Here is a 17,228-nt window from a genome sequence, read left to right on the forward strand (position 1 = left end):
ACGAAGGGTCCTGTGTGAGTGGTGGCTGGGTGCATGGGGTGGATGGCGGCACACGAGGGGCGCTGCGTGGGCACTGGCTGATTGCGTGGACGCTGACTGAGGCATGGGAGGGTCGGGGCGCACGAAGAGTGCTGCGTGAGTGGTGGCTGAGGGTGTGGGGCGGGTGGGCGCACACGGTTGGGCGACTGTGGGCGGTGGGCGTCGTGACGGTCAGCCGAGGGCCAGGACCAGGAACTCGTCCGCGCCTTCGCGGATCACCTCGAACTCCTCGAAACCGCACCGCTTGAGCAGGCGGATCGAGGCCGCGTTGCGGACGTCGGCCTCGCCGTAGAGCGGGCGGGTCGTCTCCTGCTCGAGAAAGAGGGTGAGCGCTCGTGTGCCGATGCCGCGCCCCCACAGCTCGCGATCCAGCCAGAACCCGACCATCCGCCGGCCGTCCTGCCACCAGGCCACGATGCTGCCGGCGAGCCGTCCGTCGGCAGCGATGGCGCGGGCCCGCACGGACGGGTCGCCGAGGACCCGCCGGTTCCAGTGCTCGACGAAGGCGGCGTGCGACCGCCGCGGGAAGTTGGCCCGGCGCAGCGCTTCGGGGTCACTTTCCTGCCGGTAGAGGACCTCGATGTCCTCCACCTCGACCGCCCGCAGGCCGACCTCGATCATCCGTCCACATTATTCACTCCGCCATGTTCTCACGGTGCCGCCGTGGAGGTGTTCGCCTGGACGTGGGACGGGCTGGTGTGCTTCGGGTTGAGGTGCGTGCTCTCGTGGTGCCGTCGGGAGGTGCTCGCCTGGGCGCGGGACCGGCCGGCACGCCTCGCGGTCGGCGTGTGTCCGTCCAGGACATCCAGCCGGGTGCCGGTTGGCTTTGCGAGGGGTTCACCGTTGGCGGTGGCGGCCGTGGAAACCGGGATCACCTGGGTGATCGCGGTCGGTGCGGTCGCCTACGCCCTAGGATTGGGCGCTGTGATCCTCGCCGTCGTGCGCAAGGCCCGCGTCCAGGTGCGGCCGGCCCTGATCGGCGTACGCGGTGGGCTGACCATCGCCGCCTTCACGATCGTCCTGGTCGCGGCCGGGATCGGCCTCGGGTTCGCGCTGGAGGCGCTCGGTGTGCCGTTCCCGGCGACGCTCGCGATCCTGCCGGTGGCCGTCGGGCTGGCCTTCGGCGGGCCGAGGCTGATGGGCCACCTGCGGAAGCTGATGATGTCCCGGCCGCTGGCGGGCGCCCGGTGAGCACCGAGCCGCGGTTCGACGAGTTGATCCACGCACCCACCCGGCTGTCGCTGGTCAGCCTGCTCGCCGCGACCGAGTGGGCCGAGTTCAGGTTCCTCCGCGACAGTCTGGGGCTGTCCGACTCGGCCCTGTCCAAGCAGCTCACGACCCTCGAGGAGGCGGGCTACGTGGAGATCCGCAAGGCGTTCGTGGGCAAGCGGCCGCGGACGTCGGCGCGGCTCACCCTGCAGGGGCACGGCGCGTTCGCCGGGCACGTCGCGGCCCTCCAGGACATCGTCGCCCGCGCCGGCCTGGCGGTGCTCCCCGACCAGGTCGGCCGCTGATCGCCGCCGGTCAGCCGACCGCGCCGCTCGGGCCGGCGTAGGCGAAGGGCGCTGTCGCTCGGGCTGGCGTGGGCGGAGGGCGCTGCTGTTCGGGGTGGGCGTGGGCGAAGGACGCCGCGTGAGTGCCGGCTGGGGCCATGGGGCGGGCGGGGCACGCGGTCGGGCGGTGGTGAGCGATAGCCGGCGTAGCGGTCGGTCGCCGGTCGTGGTCATGGTGAACGCCGCGTCGCCCGGCCCGATGACATGTAGGCCCCCTAGTGAGAGGCCGGGCACGCGGATCAGCCCGGCGGCCGCGCGGCGGCCTGGACTGGCAGGCGGCCGCGCGGCTCGGCGGGACGGGGTGGATTCGGCGAGGGCGGGCGTAGGCCGTACGAATCAGTCGATTGTCGGGGGTTGATTTTGAGCGGCGCGGAGGGCAGTGGCGGCGACCGAGTAGGGGTTGTGGGTGTAGGCGCGCGAAAGCGTGCCGGTCGCGCTGAAGTAGGAGGCCGCGAGCTTGGCCGGGTCGGTGGCGATCTCGCCCCGGGCGACCGCGTCGTTGCCGTCGTCCCAGCCCCAGGGCGCGTTGGCGGAGTTGGTGCCGCAGGCGTAGGTGCCGGTGCCGCAGCCGCCGGTGTTGTCGCCCGCGAAGGTGCCGAGGGAGGCGAACAGGCTCGTGGTGTTGCGCTGGGCCCACAGGCCGCCGTCGGCGAAGACGTCGATCAGCCGGTAGCGGACGTCCCGGTCGTTGGTGCTGCTCGGCGACTCGGATACGGACAGTGACGGGTAGTAGACGATGCCGTCGCCGTTGATGTTGTACTGCGGATAGGCCTTGAGCCCGTGCCCGCCGCGCTCCTGGGCGGTGACCGGATGCTGGAAGGAGTCGTGCGGCGAGGACTGGAGCTGGAGTGTCCCGTCGATCGTCTCGGAGCCGTTGGCCCAGTCGCTGGCGGTCGGCTTGTAGGAGAAGAAGTCACTGTGCGCGACCGTCACCGCCGCTTTGAGGCTGCCGTAGTCGGAACCGTCCTTGGCGACGATCTCCAGCACGCCTTCGCCGTCGTTCTCGTGCTCGGTCTCGAAGAACGGGTGGTCGATCCAGTCGCGCGGGTGGAAGAAGAGGTACGTGAGGTAATAGTGGGTGCTGGTCTCCAGGACCGAGTAGTAGACCGCGGCGTCAGTGTTCGTCCCGGTGTTGTCCCAGTTGTCCCGGCCGTTCAGGTTCCCGTCGAAGTCGTATCGGGTGATGTAATCGCTCTTGCCGCTGAGCGCGTGGCTGCCGGTGGCGTCGACGTCCTGGTAGTGGATGGGCGCCCAGCGCAGGGCGATCTCCGCCCGGCTGGGGGCGGCGTGTGCCGGGGTGGCGAGACCGGCCGCGATCAGCGCGCCGGCCACGATGGGAACCAATTTCCGCACGTGTCCTCCTTGTATCGGTGCACGTCAATATAAGGCCGGGGATTAGGCTGAGATGGTGAAGGACCGACGGCTGTATGAACTCGTGCTGATGCGCCGTGTCCGCGACCGGATCGACCGCTACTACACGGAGCCGTTGGACGTCGAGCAACTGGCCCGGTCCGTGCACATGTCGGCCGGGCATCTGAGCCGGCGGTTCCGGTCGGCGTTCGGCGAGTCGCCCTACAGCTATCTGATGACCCGGCGCATCGAGCGGGCCATGACCCTGCTGCGGCGCGGTGACCTGAGCGTCACCGAGGTGTGCTTCGCGGTCGGTTGCTCGTCGCTCGGCACGTTCAGCACCCGGTTCTCCGAGCTGGTCGGGGTGTCGCCGAGCGTCTACCGCAAGCAGGCGGCCGACGAGCTCGCCGGATTGCCGGGGTGTGTCACCAGGCAGGTGACCCGGCCGATCCGGGCTCTTTCATAGCATCATCAGGGCATGAGCCTCGTCATTCAGTCGGCCTTCCTGCCGGCCGACGATCCGGAACGATCACTCGCCTTCTACCGCGACGGCCTCGGCTTCGAGGTGCGCCTCGACGTGGGGTACGGCGACATGCGCTGGATCACCGTCGGCCCGCCCGGCCAGCCGCAGACCTCGATCGTCCTGCACCCGCCCGGCGTCGACCCGGGCCTGAACGACCAGGAACGGCGCACCATCGCCGAGATGATGGCGAAGGGCTGCTACGCCGGCATCATCCTGGGCGCCACCGACCTCCGGGAGACGTACGAGAAGCTGGCGGCCAGCGGCGCCGAGGTGGTGCAGGAGCCGTTCGACCAGCCGTTCGGGGTGCGCGACTGCGCCTTCCGGGATCCGGCCGGCAACCTGATCCGGATCAACCAGCTCACCTGATCAGGAATCGAGAAGCACGCCGCCCGGGGACGACCTAGCGTGACTGGCATGACCACATCAGGCATCAAGACCGTGCTGCACCCCGTCACCGACCTGGAGAAGGCCAAGGCCGTCTACACCGCCCTGCTCGGCGCCGAGCCGACGGCGGACAGTCCCTACTACGTCGGCTACGACGTGGCCGGCCAGCACATCGGCCTGGTCCCGGGCGGCGGGCCGCAGGGGCTGAAGGCGCCGCTGGCCTACTGGCACGTGGCCGACATCGATGCGAAGCTGGCCGAGCTGACCGCGGCCGGCGCGACGGTGACCGAGCCCGCGAAGGAGGTCGGACCGGGCCGCCGGGTCGCCAGCGTGACCGATTCCGACGGTAACGTTCTCGGGATCCTGCAGGACAGCTGAAACTCACAGGGGGAGAGAAATGAGCGTCCACCGCTCCATCCGCGTGCACGGCGCCCGGGTCAACAACCTGAAGGACGTCCGTGTCGAGATCCCGAAACACCAGCTCACGGTGTTCACCGGGGTCTCCGGGTCGGGTAAGAGCTCGCTGGTGTTCGGCACCATCGCCGCCGAGTCGCAGCGTCTGATCAACGAGACGTACAGCGCCTTCGTGCAGGGGTTCATGCCGACGCTGGCCCGCCCGGACGTGGACGTGCTGGAGGGCCTGACCACGGCGATCATCGTGGACCAGGAGCGGATGGGCTCCGACCCGCGCTCGACGGTGGGCACCGCGACCGACGCCAACGCGATGCTGCGGATCCTGTTCAGCAGGCTCGGGGATCCGCACATCGGGTCGCCGCAGGCCTACTCCTTCAACGTCGCCTCGATCTCCGGCGCCGGCGCGGTAACCCTGGAGAAGGGCGGGATCACCACCAAGGAGCGCCGCAGCTTCAGCATCACCGGGGGCATGTGCCCGCGGTGCGAGGGCCGTGGCAACGTCAACGACTTCGATCTCACCCAGCTGTACGACGAGACGAAGTCGATCAACGACGGCGCCATCTCGATCCCTGGGTACAGCATGGAAGGGTGGATGGGCCGGATCTTCCGGGGCTGCGGCTTCTTCGCCGTGGACAAGCCGATCGGCAAGTTCACCAAGCGCGAGCTGCACGACCTGCTCTACAAGGAGCCCACCAAGATCAAGGTGGACGGGATCAACCTGACCTACACCGGCCTGATCCCGGGCATCCAGAAGTCGTTCCTGTCCAAGGACGTCGACGCGATGCAGCCGCACATCCGCGCCTTCGTGGAACGGGTGATCACCTTCACGGTCTGCCCCGAGTGCGACGGCACCCGGCTGGCCGAGCACGCCCGCGCGTCGAAGATCAAGGGCGTCAGCATCGCCGACGCCTGCGAGATGCAGATCAGCGACCTGGCCGAGTGGGTTCGCGGCCTGGACGAGCCGTCGGTCGCCCCGCTGCTGGAGAAACTGCGGCACACCCTGGAGTCGTTCGTCGAGATCGGCCTGGGCTACCTGTCCCTGAACCGGCCGGCCGGCACACTCTCCGGCGGCGAGGCACAGCGCACCAAGATGATCCGGCACCTCGGCTCGGCGCTCACCGACGTCACGTACGTCTTCGACGAGCCCACCATCGGCCTGCACCCGCACGACATCCAGCGGATGAACGAACTGCTGCTGCGCCTGCGCGACAAGGGCAACACGGTCCTGGTCGTCGAGCACAAGCCGGAGGCCATCGCGATCGCCGACCGGGTCGTCGACCTGGGGCCGGGGGCCGGCACCGCGGGCGGCGAGATCTGCTTCGAGGGCACGGTCGAGGGCCTGCGCGCCAGCGGCACCATCACCGGCCGGCACCTGGACGACCGCTCGTCCGTCAAGCCGTCGGTGCGGCCGGGCAAGGGAAACCTGGAGATCCGTGGCGCATCCACCCACAACCTCCAGGGTGTGGACGTCGACATCCCGCTCGGCGTGCTGGTCGTGGTGACCGGGGTGGCCGGGTCCGGCAAGAGCTCGCTGATCCACGGCTCGGTGGCCAAGCGGGACGGGGTGGTGGCGATCGACCAGACGGCGATCCGCGGGTCCCGCCGATCGAATCCGGCCACGTACACCGGCCTGCTCGAACCGATCCGCAAAGCCTTCGCCAAGGTCAACGGGGTGAAGCCGGCCCTGTTCAGCGCCAACTCCGAGGGCGCCTGCCCGACCTGCAAGGGCGCCGGGGTCATCTACATGGACCTGGGCATCATGGCGGGGGTGTCGACGCCGTGCGAGGAGTGCGAGGGCAAGCGGTTCGAGGCCTCCGTGCTGGAGTACAAGCTGGGCGGTAAGGACATCTCCGAGGTCCTGGCGATGCCGGTGACCGAGGCGGAGGCGTTCTTCGCCGCAGGTGACGCGAAGCTGCCGGCCGCGCACACGATCCTGAAGCGGCTCGCCGACGTCGGGCTCGGCTACCTCACCCTCGGCCAGCCGCTGACCACGCTGTCCGGCGGGGAGCGGCAGCGGATCAAACTGGCCACCCGGATGGGCGACAAGGGCGGCGTCTACATCCTCGACGAGCCGACCACCGGCCTGCACCTGGCCGACGTCGAGCAGCTGCTGGGCCTGCTGGACCGGCTGGTCGACGCGGGCAAGTCGGTGATCGTCATCGAGCACCACCAGGCCGTCATGGCGCACGCCGACTGGATCATCGACCTCGGTCCGGGCGCCGGTCACGACGGTGGCCGGATCGTCTTCGAGGGCACCCCGGAGGCGCTGGTCAAGGACGGTTCGACGCTGACCGGGCAGCATCTCGCGGAGTACGTCTCCTGATATCGATCGGGTTAATTGGCACGCGGGGATTGAAGGGTCCCCCTACACTGCCAGTTCGCGGCACGGGGGAGTGCCGCTGCCCCTCGAATGGAGATTTCTGCGCATGAAGCGCTTCCTGGCCGGCGCTGTCGCCGGTGTGACAGCCCTGACCCTCACGGTCGGGTGCGCGAACCAGTTCCAGCAGCTCGAGCCGAAACTGGAGCTGAAGAAGGCCGCGGAGAACCTGGGCGCGGCGGGCAAGGCCGGCTTCACCCTCAAGGCGGGTGGCAGCATCGACGACGTGATCGCGGTCATCAAGAAGGAGTCGACCGACTTCACCGCCGAGGACGAGGAGATCTTCCGCAAGATCTACAACTCGTCCGTCTCGCTGGCCTGGGACAAGGCCGGCGAGAGCGTCACCGACGACCGCGTCATGATGACGGCGAACATCGACGGGGTCACCGGCCTCGACGTGCGGACCGTGGACGAGGTGCTCTATGTCCGGGCGCCGGTCACCGAGCTGGCGAGCAAGTTCGGCGCGACCAGCGCCGACATCGCGGAGATGCGTTCCGGGATGTCCGCCGAGGTGCCCAGCCTGGCCCCGCTCTTCGACGGTGAGTGGGTCTCGGTGGCGGCCACCGACCTGAAGAAGCTGGGCGAGCAGTTCGGCGGGGCCACCGCGGCGGCCGCCAACCAGCAGGAGCAGAGCGAGAAGCTGGCCGTCGAGTTCAAGACCAGCGCGGAGAACCTGCTGGAGAGCGCCGACGTGGTGCGCGACGAGCAGGACAAGAAGCACCTGATCGTCACCACCTCCACCGCCAAGGCCACCGTGGAGGCGAAGCGGCTCGCCGAGGCCGCTTTTAAGATCATCTCCCCGGAGGCCGCCGCTGAGGCCGCCGAGTCGCTCCAGAAGGAGATCGACAAGAACGCCCCGGCGGACAAGCCGATCGTCCTGGACATCTGGGTCGACAACGGTAGGTTCACCGCCTTCGAGATCAACTACCTCCAGTTCGTCGAGGGCGCCACCGGCCGCGGCACGGTCCGCATCGAGATCGCCGACAGCGTCGACATCACCGCGCCGTCCGGCGCCCAGAAGCTCGACATCGCCCCGCTGTTCGAGGCGCTCGCCGGCGCGGCGGCGCCCGGTGGCGGCACGTCCGGTGCCGGCGCCGCGGAGAACTGGGCCGAGCTGGTCGGCCAGCAGGCCGTCCTGTTCGCTCTCACCGAGCAGGGCAAACCGGCCGACTACCTGAAGAAGGCCGCGAAGCAGATGGCCATGCCCGGCGTCAAGGTGCAGATCGTCCGCAAGGGCGTGGCCCAGGTGACCTCGGGCACCAGCGTCGCCTGCGTGACCGTTCCGGCCACCACCCGCGGCGAGCCCAAGGTCAAGGCCGGCGCCTGCTAGACCTGCCCCGGCCGTCAACCCGCGCAGGCATCTGCGCGGGTTGACGGCTGTTCGGTATCGCCAGGAATCCTAAAAAGTACGCCCGGCCGTTCCGACAGAAGCATGACAAGGAAGGGACGTCATGCGCAGAGTCAGGATCGGCACCCGGCTGGCAGCCGCCTTCGGAGCCGTACTCGTCTTGCTGGGAGTGGTGGCCGCGGTCGCCTTCACCGCGATCCGCAACCAGAAAGCCACCGCCTCCGAGGTCCGTGCCCTGCAGGTCCTGACCAGCGAGGCGAAGGAGATCCGGTTCTACGCGGCCAGCGTCAGCGGCTGGCAGAACGCCTACGTAGCGGACATCCACCGCCTCGGCGCCGAGCGCGCCTTCGGCGGCGACTCGGTGAACTACCGCGCCTACCAGCGCGAGGCCGACCGGTTCGCCGCCTTCCTGAAGACGGTGCACGAGGCCGACTTGACGCCTGCCGAGCAGGCCCTGTTCGCCAAGGTACGGCAGGAGACCACGGAGTACTACGCGGTCAACGACGAAGCGGTGGCGACCTACCGGCCCGGCACCCCGGCCGCCGTCCGCAAGGGTGACCTCCTCGTCCAGAACGACAGCTGGAACACCTACTACCGGATCATGACGGCCACCCAGCGGCTGGTGGAGTCGGTGGACCAGCGCAGCGAGCAGGCCGTCGCCGAGTCCGCCACGGAGGCCGACCGGGCTCAGCAGATCATCCTGGTCGGCAGTGCCCTGGCGCTGCTGCTCGGTGGCCTGCTGGCCGTCGCCGTGACCCGCAGTATCACGCGACCGGTCGTCGCCGCCCGCGACGCCCTGCGCCGGGTCGCCGACGGCGAGCTGAACGTGGAACTGTCGCACAGCGGCACGGACGAGCCGGCCGAGATGGCCACCGCGCTCGACGACGCGCTCGGCTCGATCCGCCGGGTGGTCACCGACGTGGCCGCGCAGGCCGAACTGCTGGGCGAGACCTCGATCGCGCTGGACGAGGTCGCCAATACCTTCGCCACCAACGTCACCGAGACCTCCGCCCAGGCCCGGGTCGCGGCCGACGTGTCGCAGGAGGTCAGCGCGAACGTGAGCACGGTCGCCCTGGGCGCCGACGAGATGGGCTCGGCCATCCGCGACATCGCCGAGAGCGCGTCGCACGCCGCCACCGTCGCCGCCGAGGCGGTGACCGCGGCCGGGACCGCGAACACCACCGTCGCCAGCCTCGGCGCCTCCTCGGCCCGCATCAGCGACGTGGTCCAGCTGATCAACTCGATCGCGGAGCAGACCAACCTGCTGGCGCTGAACGCCACCATCGAGGCGGCCCGCGCCGGCGAGGCCGGCAAGGGGTTCGCGGTCGTGGCGGGCGAGGTCAAGGAACTGGCCCAGGAGACCGCGAAGGCCACCGAGGACATCGGCCGGCTGGTGCAGGAGATCCAGCACGACAGCGCCGCGGCGGCGACCGCGATCTCCGGCATCGGCGAGGTCATCGGCCGGATCAACGGCTACCAGACGACGATCGCCAGCGCGGTCGAGGAGCAGACCGCGACCACCAGCGAGATGAACCGCGGGATCGCCGAGGCGGCCGGCGGCAGCACGAAGATCGCCGACAACATCTCCGCGGTGGCCGAGGCGGCGACCGCGGCCAGCAACGACGTGGTGCGCGCCCAAGCCGCCTCCGCCGAGCTGACCCGCATGTCGCGGCAGCTGCGCGAAGCCGTCGGACAGTTCCGGTACTGAGAAGGGCGACGAGGAATGCGTACGAGAATGCTGCTGGCCGTGGCGACCGCGGCAGCACTGACCCTCACCGGATGCGGCCAGAGCCCGGCCCCGACCACTGCGGCGGGCGCCGTGCTGGCCGGGCTCGGCGCCGAGCACATCAAGGTCGGCGTCGCGTTCGACACCGGCGGCCGGGGCGACAAGAGTTTCAACGACGCGGCCGGCGCGGGACTCGACCGGGCCAAGAAGGAACTCGAGGTCGAGGTCAGCGAGGCGAGTCCGGAGAAGGACGCCGACGAGGACCGCATCGCCACGCTGACCGAGCTGGTCGAGGCCGGCAACAACCCGGTGATCGCGGTCGGATTCCAGTACGCCGCGGCACTGAAGCAGGTCGCGAGCGAGCACGCCGACACCACGTTCGCGATCGTCGACGACGACTCGATCGACGCGGACAACGTGGTCTCGCTGGTGTTCGCCGAGGAACAGGGCTCCTATCTGGTCGGCGCGGCCGCCGCCCTGAAGTCGCGCTCGAACGTGATCGGCTACATCGGTGGGGTGAAGTTCCCGCTGCTGGAGAAGTTCGAGGCCGGTTTCGTCGCGGGCGCCAAGCGGGTGAACCCGAAGATCGAGGTCAAGGTGCGCTACCTGAGCGCCCCTCCGGACTTCAGCGGCTTCGGCGTACCGGAGAAGGCGGAGAAGGTGGCCGCCGAGATGATGGCCGACAAGGCCGACGTGATCTATGCGGCGGCCGGTGGCTCCGGCGGCGGCGCGCTGAAGGCGGTCGCCGCGACCCGCGGCGCCACGTTCGTCGGCGTCGACACCGACCAGTACGAAAGCGCCGAGGCCGACGTGAAGCCGGCGGTGCTGACCTCGATGCTCAAGCGGGTCGACAACGCCGTCTTCCAGGAGATCCAGGCGTTCATCAAGGGCGACCGCGCCGGCGGCGTACGCCGCTTCGACCTGAAGACCGACGGCGTCGGCTACGCGGTGTCGAACGAGCCGGCCATCAAGCCGCTGCAGGCGAAGCTGGAACCGCTCCGCCAGCAGCTGTACGACGGCAAGATCGTCGCGCCCACTCAGCCCTGACGCGTCGGTCCGCCCGGATCGACGCCAGGCCGCTGGATCACCGCCAACGTCATCGACGCCACCGGCGGCACCTACCTCGGGCCCAAGCGCCTCGGGTGAGCGGCGGCCGCCCGCAGCAGCTCCGGGTCGTGCGCGTTGACGATCGTCAGGGCCGGGTCGGCGGCGGCCCACAGTTCGGCGAGGCGGGCATGGTTGGCGCGGACCAGGCGACGATCGTGGGCGATGGCCGCCTCCAGGGTGGCCAGGGCACGATTGCCGCGGGTCACGCCGTCGATCTGTGCGCGGTGGTAGAAGGCGTCGCCGGCGTGCAGGATCCAGCCGTCGCCGGTGTCGACCGCCACGGCGGCGTGGCCGCGGGTGTGGCCGGGCATCGCGATCAGGACCACACCCGGGACGATCTCGGTGGCGGCGGCGAAACCACGCCAGCCGTCGCCCGTCGCCGGATCGTGTTCCACCAGCCGCGGGCCGTGCTCACGCTGGGCCGGCAGATAGCGGGAGCGCTCGTTCCAGGTCCGCGGGTGCTGTGCGGCCTCCGATTCGGTGGCGGTCAGGTGCACCCGGGCCCGCGGGAAGTCGGCGGTGCCACCGGAGTGGTCCGCGTCGTAGTGGGTGAGCACGATGTCCCGTACGTCATCGGGGTCCAGATCAAGGCGTTGCAGCTGCCGGACGGCGGACTCCTCCGGATCGAGCACCGGTCTGATCAGATGGCGCGCAGCGCCGATGCGGTGCGCCGGCTCGGCGGCGTCGCGCAGGCCGAAACCCGAGTCGACCAGCAGCAGCCCCTCGGTGGTCTCGACCGCGAGCACGTGGCAGACCAGGCTCGGGGTGACGGCCGGGCGCATGGTCCCGCAGTTGAGATGGTGGACCTTCACAGCGGCTCTCCCAGGGTCGGCAGCGTCAACTCCACGTCGTCGATGGCGGCCTGCTCGCCGAGGAACCGCATCGTGGTCCGGAAGTCGTCGGCGAAGCGTGGCATAGGACGCAGCGGCCGGTCGAGAGGGCGGGTGAAATCGTCCCAGTGGATCGGGATGACCCGGCGGGCGCCGGTACGCCGGACGAGCCGATCCCAGTAGGTCGCCCGGAACTCGGCGGACTGTTTCCCGAGCCCGCCGACACCGAGGAAGACGGTGCCGGCGGGGTGCGCGCCGAGGTCGGCGTGGTTGGCGCTGGCGTGGATGAGCAGCCTCTCGTCGCCGTGTGCCACGTGCAGGGTGTAACACTCGCCGGTCCGGTAGTCGCGGGCCCGGGAGTCGAGCCCGATCGGCCGGTCGATGGTGCCGGGGGAGAGGTCGCCAGGGCTGTGCAGCGCCGGCAACACCCTGATCCGGAAATTTCCGATTTCAAGCTGGTCTGTCGTGGTGAAACGGTCTAAAGGGAAGCCGTGCCCGAGAGCGATGTTCCGAGTCGACGCCGAGCCGAACAGTCGCGCCCCGGTCATCATCGCGACCGTGGGCGCGTCCAGCGCGTGATCGTAGTGCGAGTGCACCACGAACAGCCCGTCCACCCGTTCGATCCCGAACCGCCGCAGCGCCGCCCCGATCCGCTCCCGATCCGGCCGCACCCGCCCGGCCAGCACACGAAGCAGCCCCGGCCGCGAGAAGAACCCGTCGGTGAGCAGGGTGGTCCGCCCGTCACTGAGCAGGATCGTGGAGACCCCGAGAAAGACCATCCGCATCCGTGATGCCTTTCAAGATCATCTATAGTTCGGTGCTCATGGGTGATGACACCGTACTGACTTTCCAGGCTCGCACCGAGGCGGCCCTCGCGCGCCCGTTCATCCGCCGTCGAATGCGGAGATACCTGCTGCCCGTCGCGGCCGGCGGTCTCGTCGTCGCCTGGCTCATCGCTCTGGCGGGCGGCCGGCAATACGCCTTCTACCTGGCGGTGAGCAGTGCCCTGCTGCCGATCTACGGCCCGTGGATGATGTCCGCCGAGGCGCTGAAGCGGAACGCGGACAAGTTCGGTCGCATGATCGCCTTCCGGATCGACCGGACCGGGGTGCAGACGTTCACCGGTTTCTCCGAGGGCCGCTGGAACTGGTCCGACGTGCGCCGGGTGGAACAGCGCCGCGATCAGGTCCTCGTCCACATCGGCGGCCCGGAGTTCCTGTGCATACCCACCGGCGGCCTGAGCGAAGACGAGCGCGCCCAGCTCAAGGACCTACTGCCAGGCTAAAACCCTTCTCCGGTACGCGTGCCGCCGTCCCCGAATGCCAGGGCCGTCCCGCCCAGCCGCCCGGCCTGCTGCCACTCCGGCCTGTGCCGCACCCGCCGGGCGTAGATCGGTGGTCCGGCAGGCCCGGCCGGTCGTTGCCGCGGCCGTCTGCCGCCGGTCCCTGCCGTAGCGTCCCGCTCCGACAGTCGGTTGCGCTTTGCGCGACTCTCGCCAGGCGCCCGGATCGTCCGTACGCCCGACGGCGCCGGTCACGGCGGGCGCCGCCCACCTTCCGCGACGGCGGCGGGTCCACGCGGCCGCCCGTTCGAGGGCGGGTGGCCGCACACGGGCCCGAGGTTTGAAGGTGGTGGCCGCACACGGAAGGTTTGGCGTGTGCGCCGGCCGAGGTTGTTGGGTGTGTCGGCGCGCGCGGCATTGTCACCGTGTTCGCTGGCTCTGGGTGTGGGGGGTGGGCGCGCACGGTGCCGTGTGGTGTGGGCCGGTCATGGGAATGGGCCGGGCGGGCGCGCGCAGCACGACGGCGTGCGCGCCTGCCCGCCCTTGAGGCCGGTGGGCGATCTTCACCGTGACCCGGTGTCACGGCCGGCAGCGGATGTGCCGGATGCCGGCGCGGGAGCGATCTACCGGTCGTTGACGGCGACGTGCCAACGGTCGCGGAGCAGCACGCGGGCGCTCGTGCGCCACCACTCGCCGCTCACCATGCCGTCGGACATGCCGCTGCCGATCCGGTACTCCGGCATCCGCACGGTTTCGGTCCCGTCGCTCATCCGCACGCCGGTGATCTCCTCGAACGCCGTCTCCACGGCTTTCTCGAGGCCCTGCTGGTCGGCGGGCAGGGCGTCGTCGGCGAAACGCCGGCGCATGGCCTGCCACAGGTGGGGGTCGCCGCGGAGGCCCCAGCGCGGCGGGGGCGGATCGAAGAGGTCGCCGAGATTCACGGTGGCATCATGCCAGATGGTAACGTCATGTATCCAGAAACACTGTGTTACCTAAAAGGGGCGGCATGCGGCTGACACGCGCCGAACAGCAGCGGCTCACCAGGCAGCGGCTGCTGGGGGCGGCGAGCGCCGCCTTTCTGGAGCGGGGCTATCTCGCCGCGACCGTCGAGGAGATCGCCGCCGCGGGCGGATACACGCGCGGCGCCGTCTACAAACAGTTCGGCGGTAAGGAAGGGCTCTGGCAGGCCATCGTCGACACGCGGGCCGAGGATCTGATGCGCGGGCTCGCCATGGCGCTCGACCAGGCCGGCAGCCGGGAGGGCCTGCTCGCCGTCCTCACCCCGGGCGGCGGTGACCAGGCCCGCTGGGCGCTGGTGTCCGCCGAGGCGGTGGCGGCGATGTCCGGCAACCCACGGCACGCGGCCACCATGGCGGCACTCCAGGACCGCTTCGACACCGAGATCACGGCGCTGCTGGAGCGGCACTGCGCCCGTCTCGGCCTCACCCCGGCGATGCCGCTGCCGCACCTGGTCGTCGCGTGGGGCGCGATGGGCGCCGGGCTCGCGCTGCGGCAGGCGATCCACCCCGGCACCGACGCGGCAGCCGTCACCGCGAGCCTGCTCGCCGCGCTCTTCCTCAAGGAGTAGGGATGAATCTGCTGGCCCGGATCCTGCGGCGGTTCGCCGACGCCGTCTCGCACGCCGACACGGGGCCCTACGCGGCGCGCCCCGCAACCCCGAGCTGCGTGTCGGGGACGAGCAGGCCTACTCCACGGTGCGATATGCGACCGGCCACATCGCGCACATCGCCACCGCGGTCCGCGAGGACGCGTGTCCCCGCTGCGGCTCGCCGATGGCCGAGACCCACGAGATCCAGCAGCGGGAGGGTTCGGCGGTGCGCCTGCGCACGGGCTCGGCCCGCGCCTGCCCGGCCTGCGAGCCGGACTCCTGGCTGCTGCGGTCGCAGACGAGCGCGGCGGTGCGCGCTCGCGAGGCGGCCCGCCGCAACGTGGTCTGACTCAGGGCCGGTTCTGCCGCACGAAGCCCTGGCTCTGCCGGAAGGCCTCGACCGGGTCACCGAGATAGCCCGCCGTCCGGTGCGCCGGCCACGGTTTTCCGGGCGAAGGAGAGCATCCGCTCGTCGTCACCGGACCATTTGGCGCACAGCCCCTGGAGCCGCTGTTCGTGCGCGTACTGGTGGTACGGGTGCAGGGCCACCACCCGGTCGAACCGGGCGGTGGCCTCGGCCGGGCCGAGCTGGAGCCCGCGTGCGGTGGCGATCATGAAGGTCAGGGCGGTCACGTCGGCCGGATCCCGGGCGGTCACCTCCCGGAGCCAGGTCTCGGCGCGCCGCAGCCGCCAGAAGAAGAGGTCAGGTGGCGGGCACCGGGTCGGGTGCGGTGGTGCCGGCCGGGCGGCGGAGCACGACCACGGAGACCAGGAAAGCCGTGGCCAGGAGGCCGGCCGAGGTGGCGAAGGCGAGCCGGTAGCCTCCGGTCAGTGCGGTCGCCTGGTCGGCGCCGGCGGTCAGCAGGTGGTCGGTGCGGGTGGCGGCCAGGGTGGAGAGGACCGCCACGCCGAGGGCCATGCCGACCTGCTGGGTGGTGTTGAACAGGCCGGAGGCGAGGCCCGCGTCGCCGTCCTCGGCGCCGGACATGCCCAGGGTCGCCAGCGCCGGCAGGACCAGGCCGCCGCCGGAGATCAGCAGCATCACCGGCAGCAGGTCGGTGACGTACGACGCCTGGACCGGGATGCGGGTGAGCAGCGCCATGGCCGCGATCAGCAGCAGGAGCCCGGCGCGCAGCACGGTGCGGGCGCCGAACCGGGCACTGAGCGGGGCGGACACGAACAGCGAGACCACCCCGATGCCGACGGCGGCCGGGAGCATGGCGAGTCCGGTCTCCAGGGCGCCGTACCCGAGCACCTTCTGCATGTGGAGCGCGACCAGCACCTGGAAGGCGAACATCCCGGACAGCGACAGCATCTGGGCCAGGTTGGCGCCGGTGACGTCCCGGGACCGGAAGATCCGCAGTGGCATGAGCGGCTCGCGGGCGGTGACCTGCCGTCCGACGAACCCGGCCAGCAGGGCGGCCGCGACGGTTCCGGTGAGCCAGGCGTACGGGCCGTTCGTGACGATCGTGTAGATGCCCAGCATCAGCCCGGAGGTGACCAGGACGGCGCCGAGGACGTCGGTGCCGCGCGACCATCCGGCTCCGCGGTCGGCGGGCAGGGCGACCAGCGCCAGCGCGATGGTGGCGACCCCGATCGGCACGTTGATGAAGAAGATCCACGGCCAGCTCAGTACGTCGGTGAGCACCCCGCCGAGCACCTGCCCGATGGACGCTCCGGCCGCCCCGGTGAAGCTGAAGATCGCGATCGCCTTCCCGCGCTCGACCGGGTCGGTGAAGAGCGTGACCAGGATGCCGAGCACCACCGCCGAGGCCAGCGCGCTGCCGACGCCCTGGAGGAACCGGGCGGCGATCAGCAGGCCGGGCCCGGTGGCGAGGCCGGCGAGCAGCGACGCCCCGGTGAAGACGGCGTTCCCGGCGAGGAACATCTGGCGGCGGCCGAGCAGGTCGCCGAGCCGGCCGGCGAGCAGCAGCAGCCCGCCGAACGGGATCAGGTAGGCGTTGACCATCCAGCTGAGCCCGGCCGCGGTGAAGCCGACGTCCGCCTGGATCGCGGGCATCGCCACGGTGACGATGCTGCCGTCGAGGACGGTCATCAGGCCGGTGGCGGAGAGAACGGCGAGCGCGGTCCAGCGTTTCGAGTACGACATGGGGTTCCTCCCGTTGAGGTGAACGGAAGGAACGCTAGCAGATAGTTTGGTTACGGACTATCTCTATCTTCTCTACTTTGCGCGCTCCCGGGCGCGACGGGCCGCGTGCGGACCCTCGGCGGGGACCGCCAGATGCTCGGTGGCCAGCCGGTTCAGGGCGCGGACCAGCACCTCGCGCTCGTCGTCGGGCAGCGAGTCCAGCGCGTCGCGGTGCACGCCGTCGACGATCTCCTGGCTGCGCTCGGCGATCTCCGTGCCGGCGGCGGTGACCGCGATGATCCGGGCCCGGCGGTCGGTGCTGGACGGGCGGCGTTCCGCGTACCCCGCCTTCTCCAGCGCGTCGACCGTGGCCACCATCGTGGTCTTGTCCATGTCACCCAGCTCGGCCAACTGGATCTGGGTGCGCTCCTGCTCCAGCGCGTGCACCAGCACGCAGTGCATCCGCGCGGTCAGCCCGATCTCGCCGAGCCCCGCCGCCATCCGGGTACGCAGCACGTGGCTGGTGTGGTCGAGCAGGAAGGACAGGTCGGACTCGGTGCGGGTGGGCGCCATCGCGGTCATGCGACAAGCGTAGCC

At 70.5% G+C, this 17,228-nt stretch carries 20 protein-coding genes; 12 read left to right on the top strand and 8 right to left on the bottom strand.

Going from position 1 to position 17,228, the window contains the following annotated elements; translation table 11 throughout:
• Positions 1 to 210: 210 nt before the first annotated feature.
• Positions 211 to 660: a GNAT family N-acetyltransferase gene (locus IEZ13_RS37320; protein WP_183218462.1), complete on the bottom strand. Its 450-nt coding sequence runs from the start codon at positions 658 to 660 to the stop codon at positions 211 to 213.
• Between the two features lie 237 nt (positions 661 to 897).
• Here IEZ13_RS37320 and IEZ13_RS37325 point away from each other — a divergent pair, with 237 nt between their 5' ends.
• A complete protein-coding gene (locus IEZ13_RS37325) occupies positions 898 to 1,230 on the top strand; it encodes a hypothetical protein (RefSeq protein ID WP_183218461.1) in 333 nt (110 codons plus the stop codon).
• Entirely contained in the window at positions 1,227 to 1,553 is a 327-nt protein-coding gene (locus IEZ13_RS37330) for a winged helix-turn-helix domain-containing protein (protein WP_183218460.1), read from the top strand. The genes IEZ13_RS37325 and IEZ13_RS37330 overlap by 4 nt, the downstream gene beginning before the upstream one ends.
• Positions 1,554 to 1,928: 375 nt before the next feature.
• On the opposite strand, the gene IEZ13_RS37335 is transcribed toward IEZ13_RS37330, so the two are convergent.
• Complete coding sequence (locus IEZ13_RS37335) at positions 1,929 to 2,945, bottom strand: hypothetical protein (protein WP_183218459.1); 1,017 nt, start codon at positions 2,943 to 2,945, stop codon at positions 1,929 to 1,931.
• Between the two features lie 88 nt (positions 2,946 to 3,033).
• Between IEZ13_RS37335 and IEZ13_RS37340 the strand changes: the two genes are divergently transcribed.
• The 7 genes from IEZ13_RS37340 to IEZ13_RS37370 all read left to right on the top strand — a co-directional run bounded on the left by IEZ13_RS37340 (position 3,034) and on the right by IEZ13_RS37370 (position 10,761).
• The gene (locus tag IEZ13_RS37340; RefSeq protein ID WP_229795519.1) at positions 3,034 to 3,408 is read left to right on the top strand and encodes a helix-turn-helix transcriptional regulator; all 375 of its coding nucleotides are present in this window, start codon (positions 3,034 to 3,036) and stop codon (positions 3,406 to 3,408) included.
• A gap of 12 nt (positions 3,409 to 3,420) precedes the next feature.
• Positions 3,421 to 3,831, top strand: coding sequence for a VOC family protein (locus IEZ13_RS37345; RefSeq protein WP_183218457.1), 411 nt, complete (start codon positions 3,421 to 3,423; stop codon positions 3,829 to 3,831).
• Positions 3,832 to 3,879: 48 nt separating this feature from the next.
• A complete protein-coding gene (locus IEZ13_RS37350; protein WP_183218456.1) occupies positions 3,880 to 4,227 on the top strand; it encodes a VOC family protein in 348 nt (115 codons plus the stop codon).
• Positions 4,228 to 4,246: 19 nt separating this feature from the next.
• Positions 4,247 to 6,586, top strand: coding sequence for an ATP-binding cassette domain-containing protein (locus IEZ13_RS37355; protein WP_183218455.1), 2,340 nt, complete (start codon positions 4,247 to 4,249; stop codon positions 6,584 to 6,586).
• A gap of 103 nt (positions 6,587 to 6,689) precedes the next feature.
• Complete coding sequence (locus IEZ13_RS37360; protein ID WP_183218454.1) at positions 6,690 to 7,970, top strand: hypothetical protein; 1,281 nt, start codon at positions 6,690 to 6,692, stop codon at positions 7,968 to 7,970.
• A gap of 121 nt (positions 7,971 to 8,091) precedes the next feature.
• Positions 8,092 to 9,696 carry a methyl-accepting chemotaxis protein gene (locus IEZ13_RS37365; RefSeq protein ID WP_183218453.1) on the top strand — a complete coding sequence of 535 codons (1,605 nt, stop codon included), beginning with the start codon at positions 8,092 to 8,094 and terminating at the stop codon, positions 9,694 to 9,696.
• Between the two features lie 15 nt (positions 9,697 to 9,711).
• Complete coding sequence (locus tag IEZ13_RS37370; protein WP_183218452.1) at positions 9,712 to 10,761, top strand: BMP family lipoprotein; 1,050 nt, start codon at positions 9,712 to 9,714, stop codon at positions 10,759 to 10,761.
• A 71-nt stretch (positions 10,762 to 10,832) separates the two neighbouring features.
• Here the strand turns inward: IEZ13_RS37370 and IEZ13_RS37375 are convergent, their stop codons facing one another.
• Together IEZ13_RS37375 and IEZ13_RS37380 are read right to left on the bottom strand one after the other, a co-directional pair.
• Positions 10,833 to 11,633 (bottom strand): MBL fold metallo-hydrolase, encoded by an 801-nt coding sequence (locus IEZ13_RS37375; RefSeq protein WP_183218451.1) that lies wholly within the window; start codon positions 11,631 to 11,633, stop codon positions 10,833 to 10,835.
• On the bottom strand, positions 11,630 to 12,436 hold the full coding sequence (locus IEZ13_RS37380) for an MBL fold metallo-hydrolase (RefSeq protein ID WP_183218450.1): 807 nt from the start codon (positions 12,434 to 12,436) through the stop codon (positions 11,630 to 11,632). Before IEZ13_RS37380 ends, IEZ13_RS37375 begins: the two co-directional genes overlap by 4 nt.
• Positions 12,437 to 12,441: 5 nt before the next feature.
• Between IEZ13_RS37380 and IEZ13_RS37385 the strand changes: the two genes are divergently transcribed.
• Entirely contained in the window at positions 12,442 to 12,936 is a 495-nt protein-coding gene (locus tag IEZ13_RS37385) for a YcxB family protein (protein WP_183218449.1), read from the top strand.
• Positions 12,937 to 13,556: 620 nt separating this feature from the next.
• Here IEZ13_RS37385 and IEZ13_RS37390 read toward each other — a convergent pair.
• Positions 13,557 to 13,874, bottom strand: coding sequence for a MobA protein (locus tag IEZ13_RS37390; RefSeq protein WP_183218448.1), 318 nt, complete (start codon positions 13,872 to 13,874; stop codon positions 13,557 to 13,559).
• Between the two features lie 65 nt (positions 13,875 to 13,939).
• Here IEZ13_RS37390 and IEZ13_RS37395 point away from each other — a divergent pair, with 65 nt between their 5' ends.
• Positions 13,940 to 14,521: a TetR/AcrR family transcriptional regulator gene (locus IEZ13_RS37395; protein WP_183218447.1), complete on the top strand. Its 582-nt coding sequence runs from the start codon at positions 13,940 to 13,942 to the stop codon at positions 14,519 to 14,521.
• Between the two features lie 127 nt (positions 14,522 to 14,648).
• Positions 14,649 to 14,891, top strand: a complete 243-nt coding sequence (locus IEZ13_RS37400; protein WP_183218446.1) for a hypothetical protein — start codon at positions 14,649 to 14,651, stop codon at positions 14,889 to 14,891.
• A 56-nt stretch (positions 14,892 to 14,947) separates the two neighbouring features.
• On the opposite strand, the gene IEZ13_RS37405 is transcribed toward IEZ13_RS37400, so the two are convergent.
• The 3 genes from IEZ13_RS37405 to IEZ13_RS37415 form a co-directional block, all read right to left on the bottom strand.
• Complete coding sequence (locus IEZ13_RS37405; RefSeq protein WP_183218445.1) at positions 14,948 to 15,199, bottom strand: hypothetical protein; 252 nt, start codon at positions 15,197 to 15,199, stop codon at positions 14,948 to 14,950.
• 46 nt (positions 15,200 to 15,245) lie between these two features.
• A complete protein-coding gene (locus IEZ13_RS37410) occupies positions 15,246 to 16,652 on the bottom strand; it encodes an MFS transporter (RefSeq protein WP_183218444.1) in 1,407 nt (468 codons plus the stop codon).
• A 72-nt stretch (positions 16,653 to 16,724) separates the two neighbouring features.
• On the bottom strand, positions 16,725 to 17,213 hold the full coding sequence (locus IEZ13_RS37415; protein WP_183218443.1) for a MarR family winged helix-turn-helix transcriptional regulator: 489 nt from the start codon (positions 17,211 to 17,213) through the stop codon (positions 16,725 to 16,727).
• Positions 17,214 to 17,228: the final 15 nt, after the last annotated feature.

This window comes from Actinoplanes campanulatus (assembly GCF_014647795.1).
Lineage (GTDB): Bacteria > Actinomycetota > Actinomycetes > Mycobacteriales > Micromonosporaceae > Actinoplanes > Actinoplanes campanulatus.

Bases quoted from the DNA above. Each gene is read 5' to 3' on its own strand.
- IEZ13_RS37320 (WP_183218462.1), bottom strand. From the start codon at position 660: ATGATCGAGGTCGGCCTGCGGGCGGTCGAGGTGGAGGACATCGAGGTC.
- IEZ13_RS37380 (WP_183218450.1), bottom strand. From the start codon at position 12,436: ATGCGGATGGTCTTTCTCGGGGTCTCCACGATCCTGCTCAGTGACGGG.
- IEZ13_RS37385 (WP_183218449.1), top strand. From the start codon at position 12,442: ATGCCTTTCAAGATCATCTATAGTTCGGTGCTCATGGGTGATGACACC.
- IEZ13_RS37345 (WP_183218457.1), top strand. From the start codon at position 3,421: ATGAGCCTCGTCATTCAGTCGGCCTTCCTGCCGGCCGACGATCCGGAA.
- IEZ13_RS37370 (WP_183218452.1), top strand. From the start codon at position 9,712: ATGCGTACGAGAATGCTGCTGGCCGTGGCGACCGCGGCAGCACTGACC.
- IEZ13_RS37415 (WP_183218443.1), bottom strand. From the start codon at position 17,213: ATGACCGCGATGGCGCCCACCCGCACCGAGTCCGACCTGTCCTTCCTG.
- IEZ13_RS37355 (WP_183218455.1), top strand. From the start codon at position 4,247: ATGAGCGTCCACCGCTCCATCCGCGTGCACGGCGCCCGGGTCAACAAC.
- IEZ13_RS37410 (WP_183218444.1), bottom strand. From the start codon at position 16,652: ATGTCGTACTCGAAACGCTGGACCGCGCTCGCCGTTCTCTCCGCCACC.
- IEZ13_RS37360 (WP_183218454.1), top strand. From the start codon at position 6,690: ATGAAGCGCTTCCTGGCCGGCGCTGTCGCCGGTGTGACAGCCCTGACC.
- IEZ13_RS37365 (WP_183218453.1), top strand. From the start codon at position 8,092: ATGCGCAGAGTCAGGATCGGCACCCGGCTGGCAGCCGCCTTCGGAGCC.
- IEZ13_RS37340 (WP_229795519.1), top strand. From the start codon at position 3,034: ATGCGCCGTGTCCGCGACCGGATCGACCGCTACTACACGGAGCCGTTG.
- IEZ13_RS37350 (WP_183218456.1), top strand. From the start codon at position 3,880: ATGACCACATCAGGCATCAAGACCGTGCTGCACCCCGTCACCGACCTG.
- IEZ13_RS37395 (WP_183218447.1), top strand. From the start codon at position 13,940: ATGCGGCTGACACGCGCCGAACAGCAGCGGCTCACCAGGCAGCGGCTG.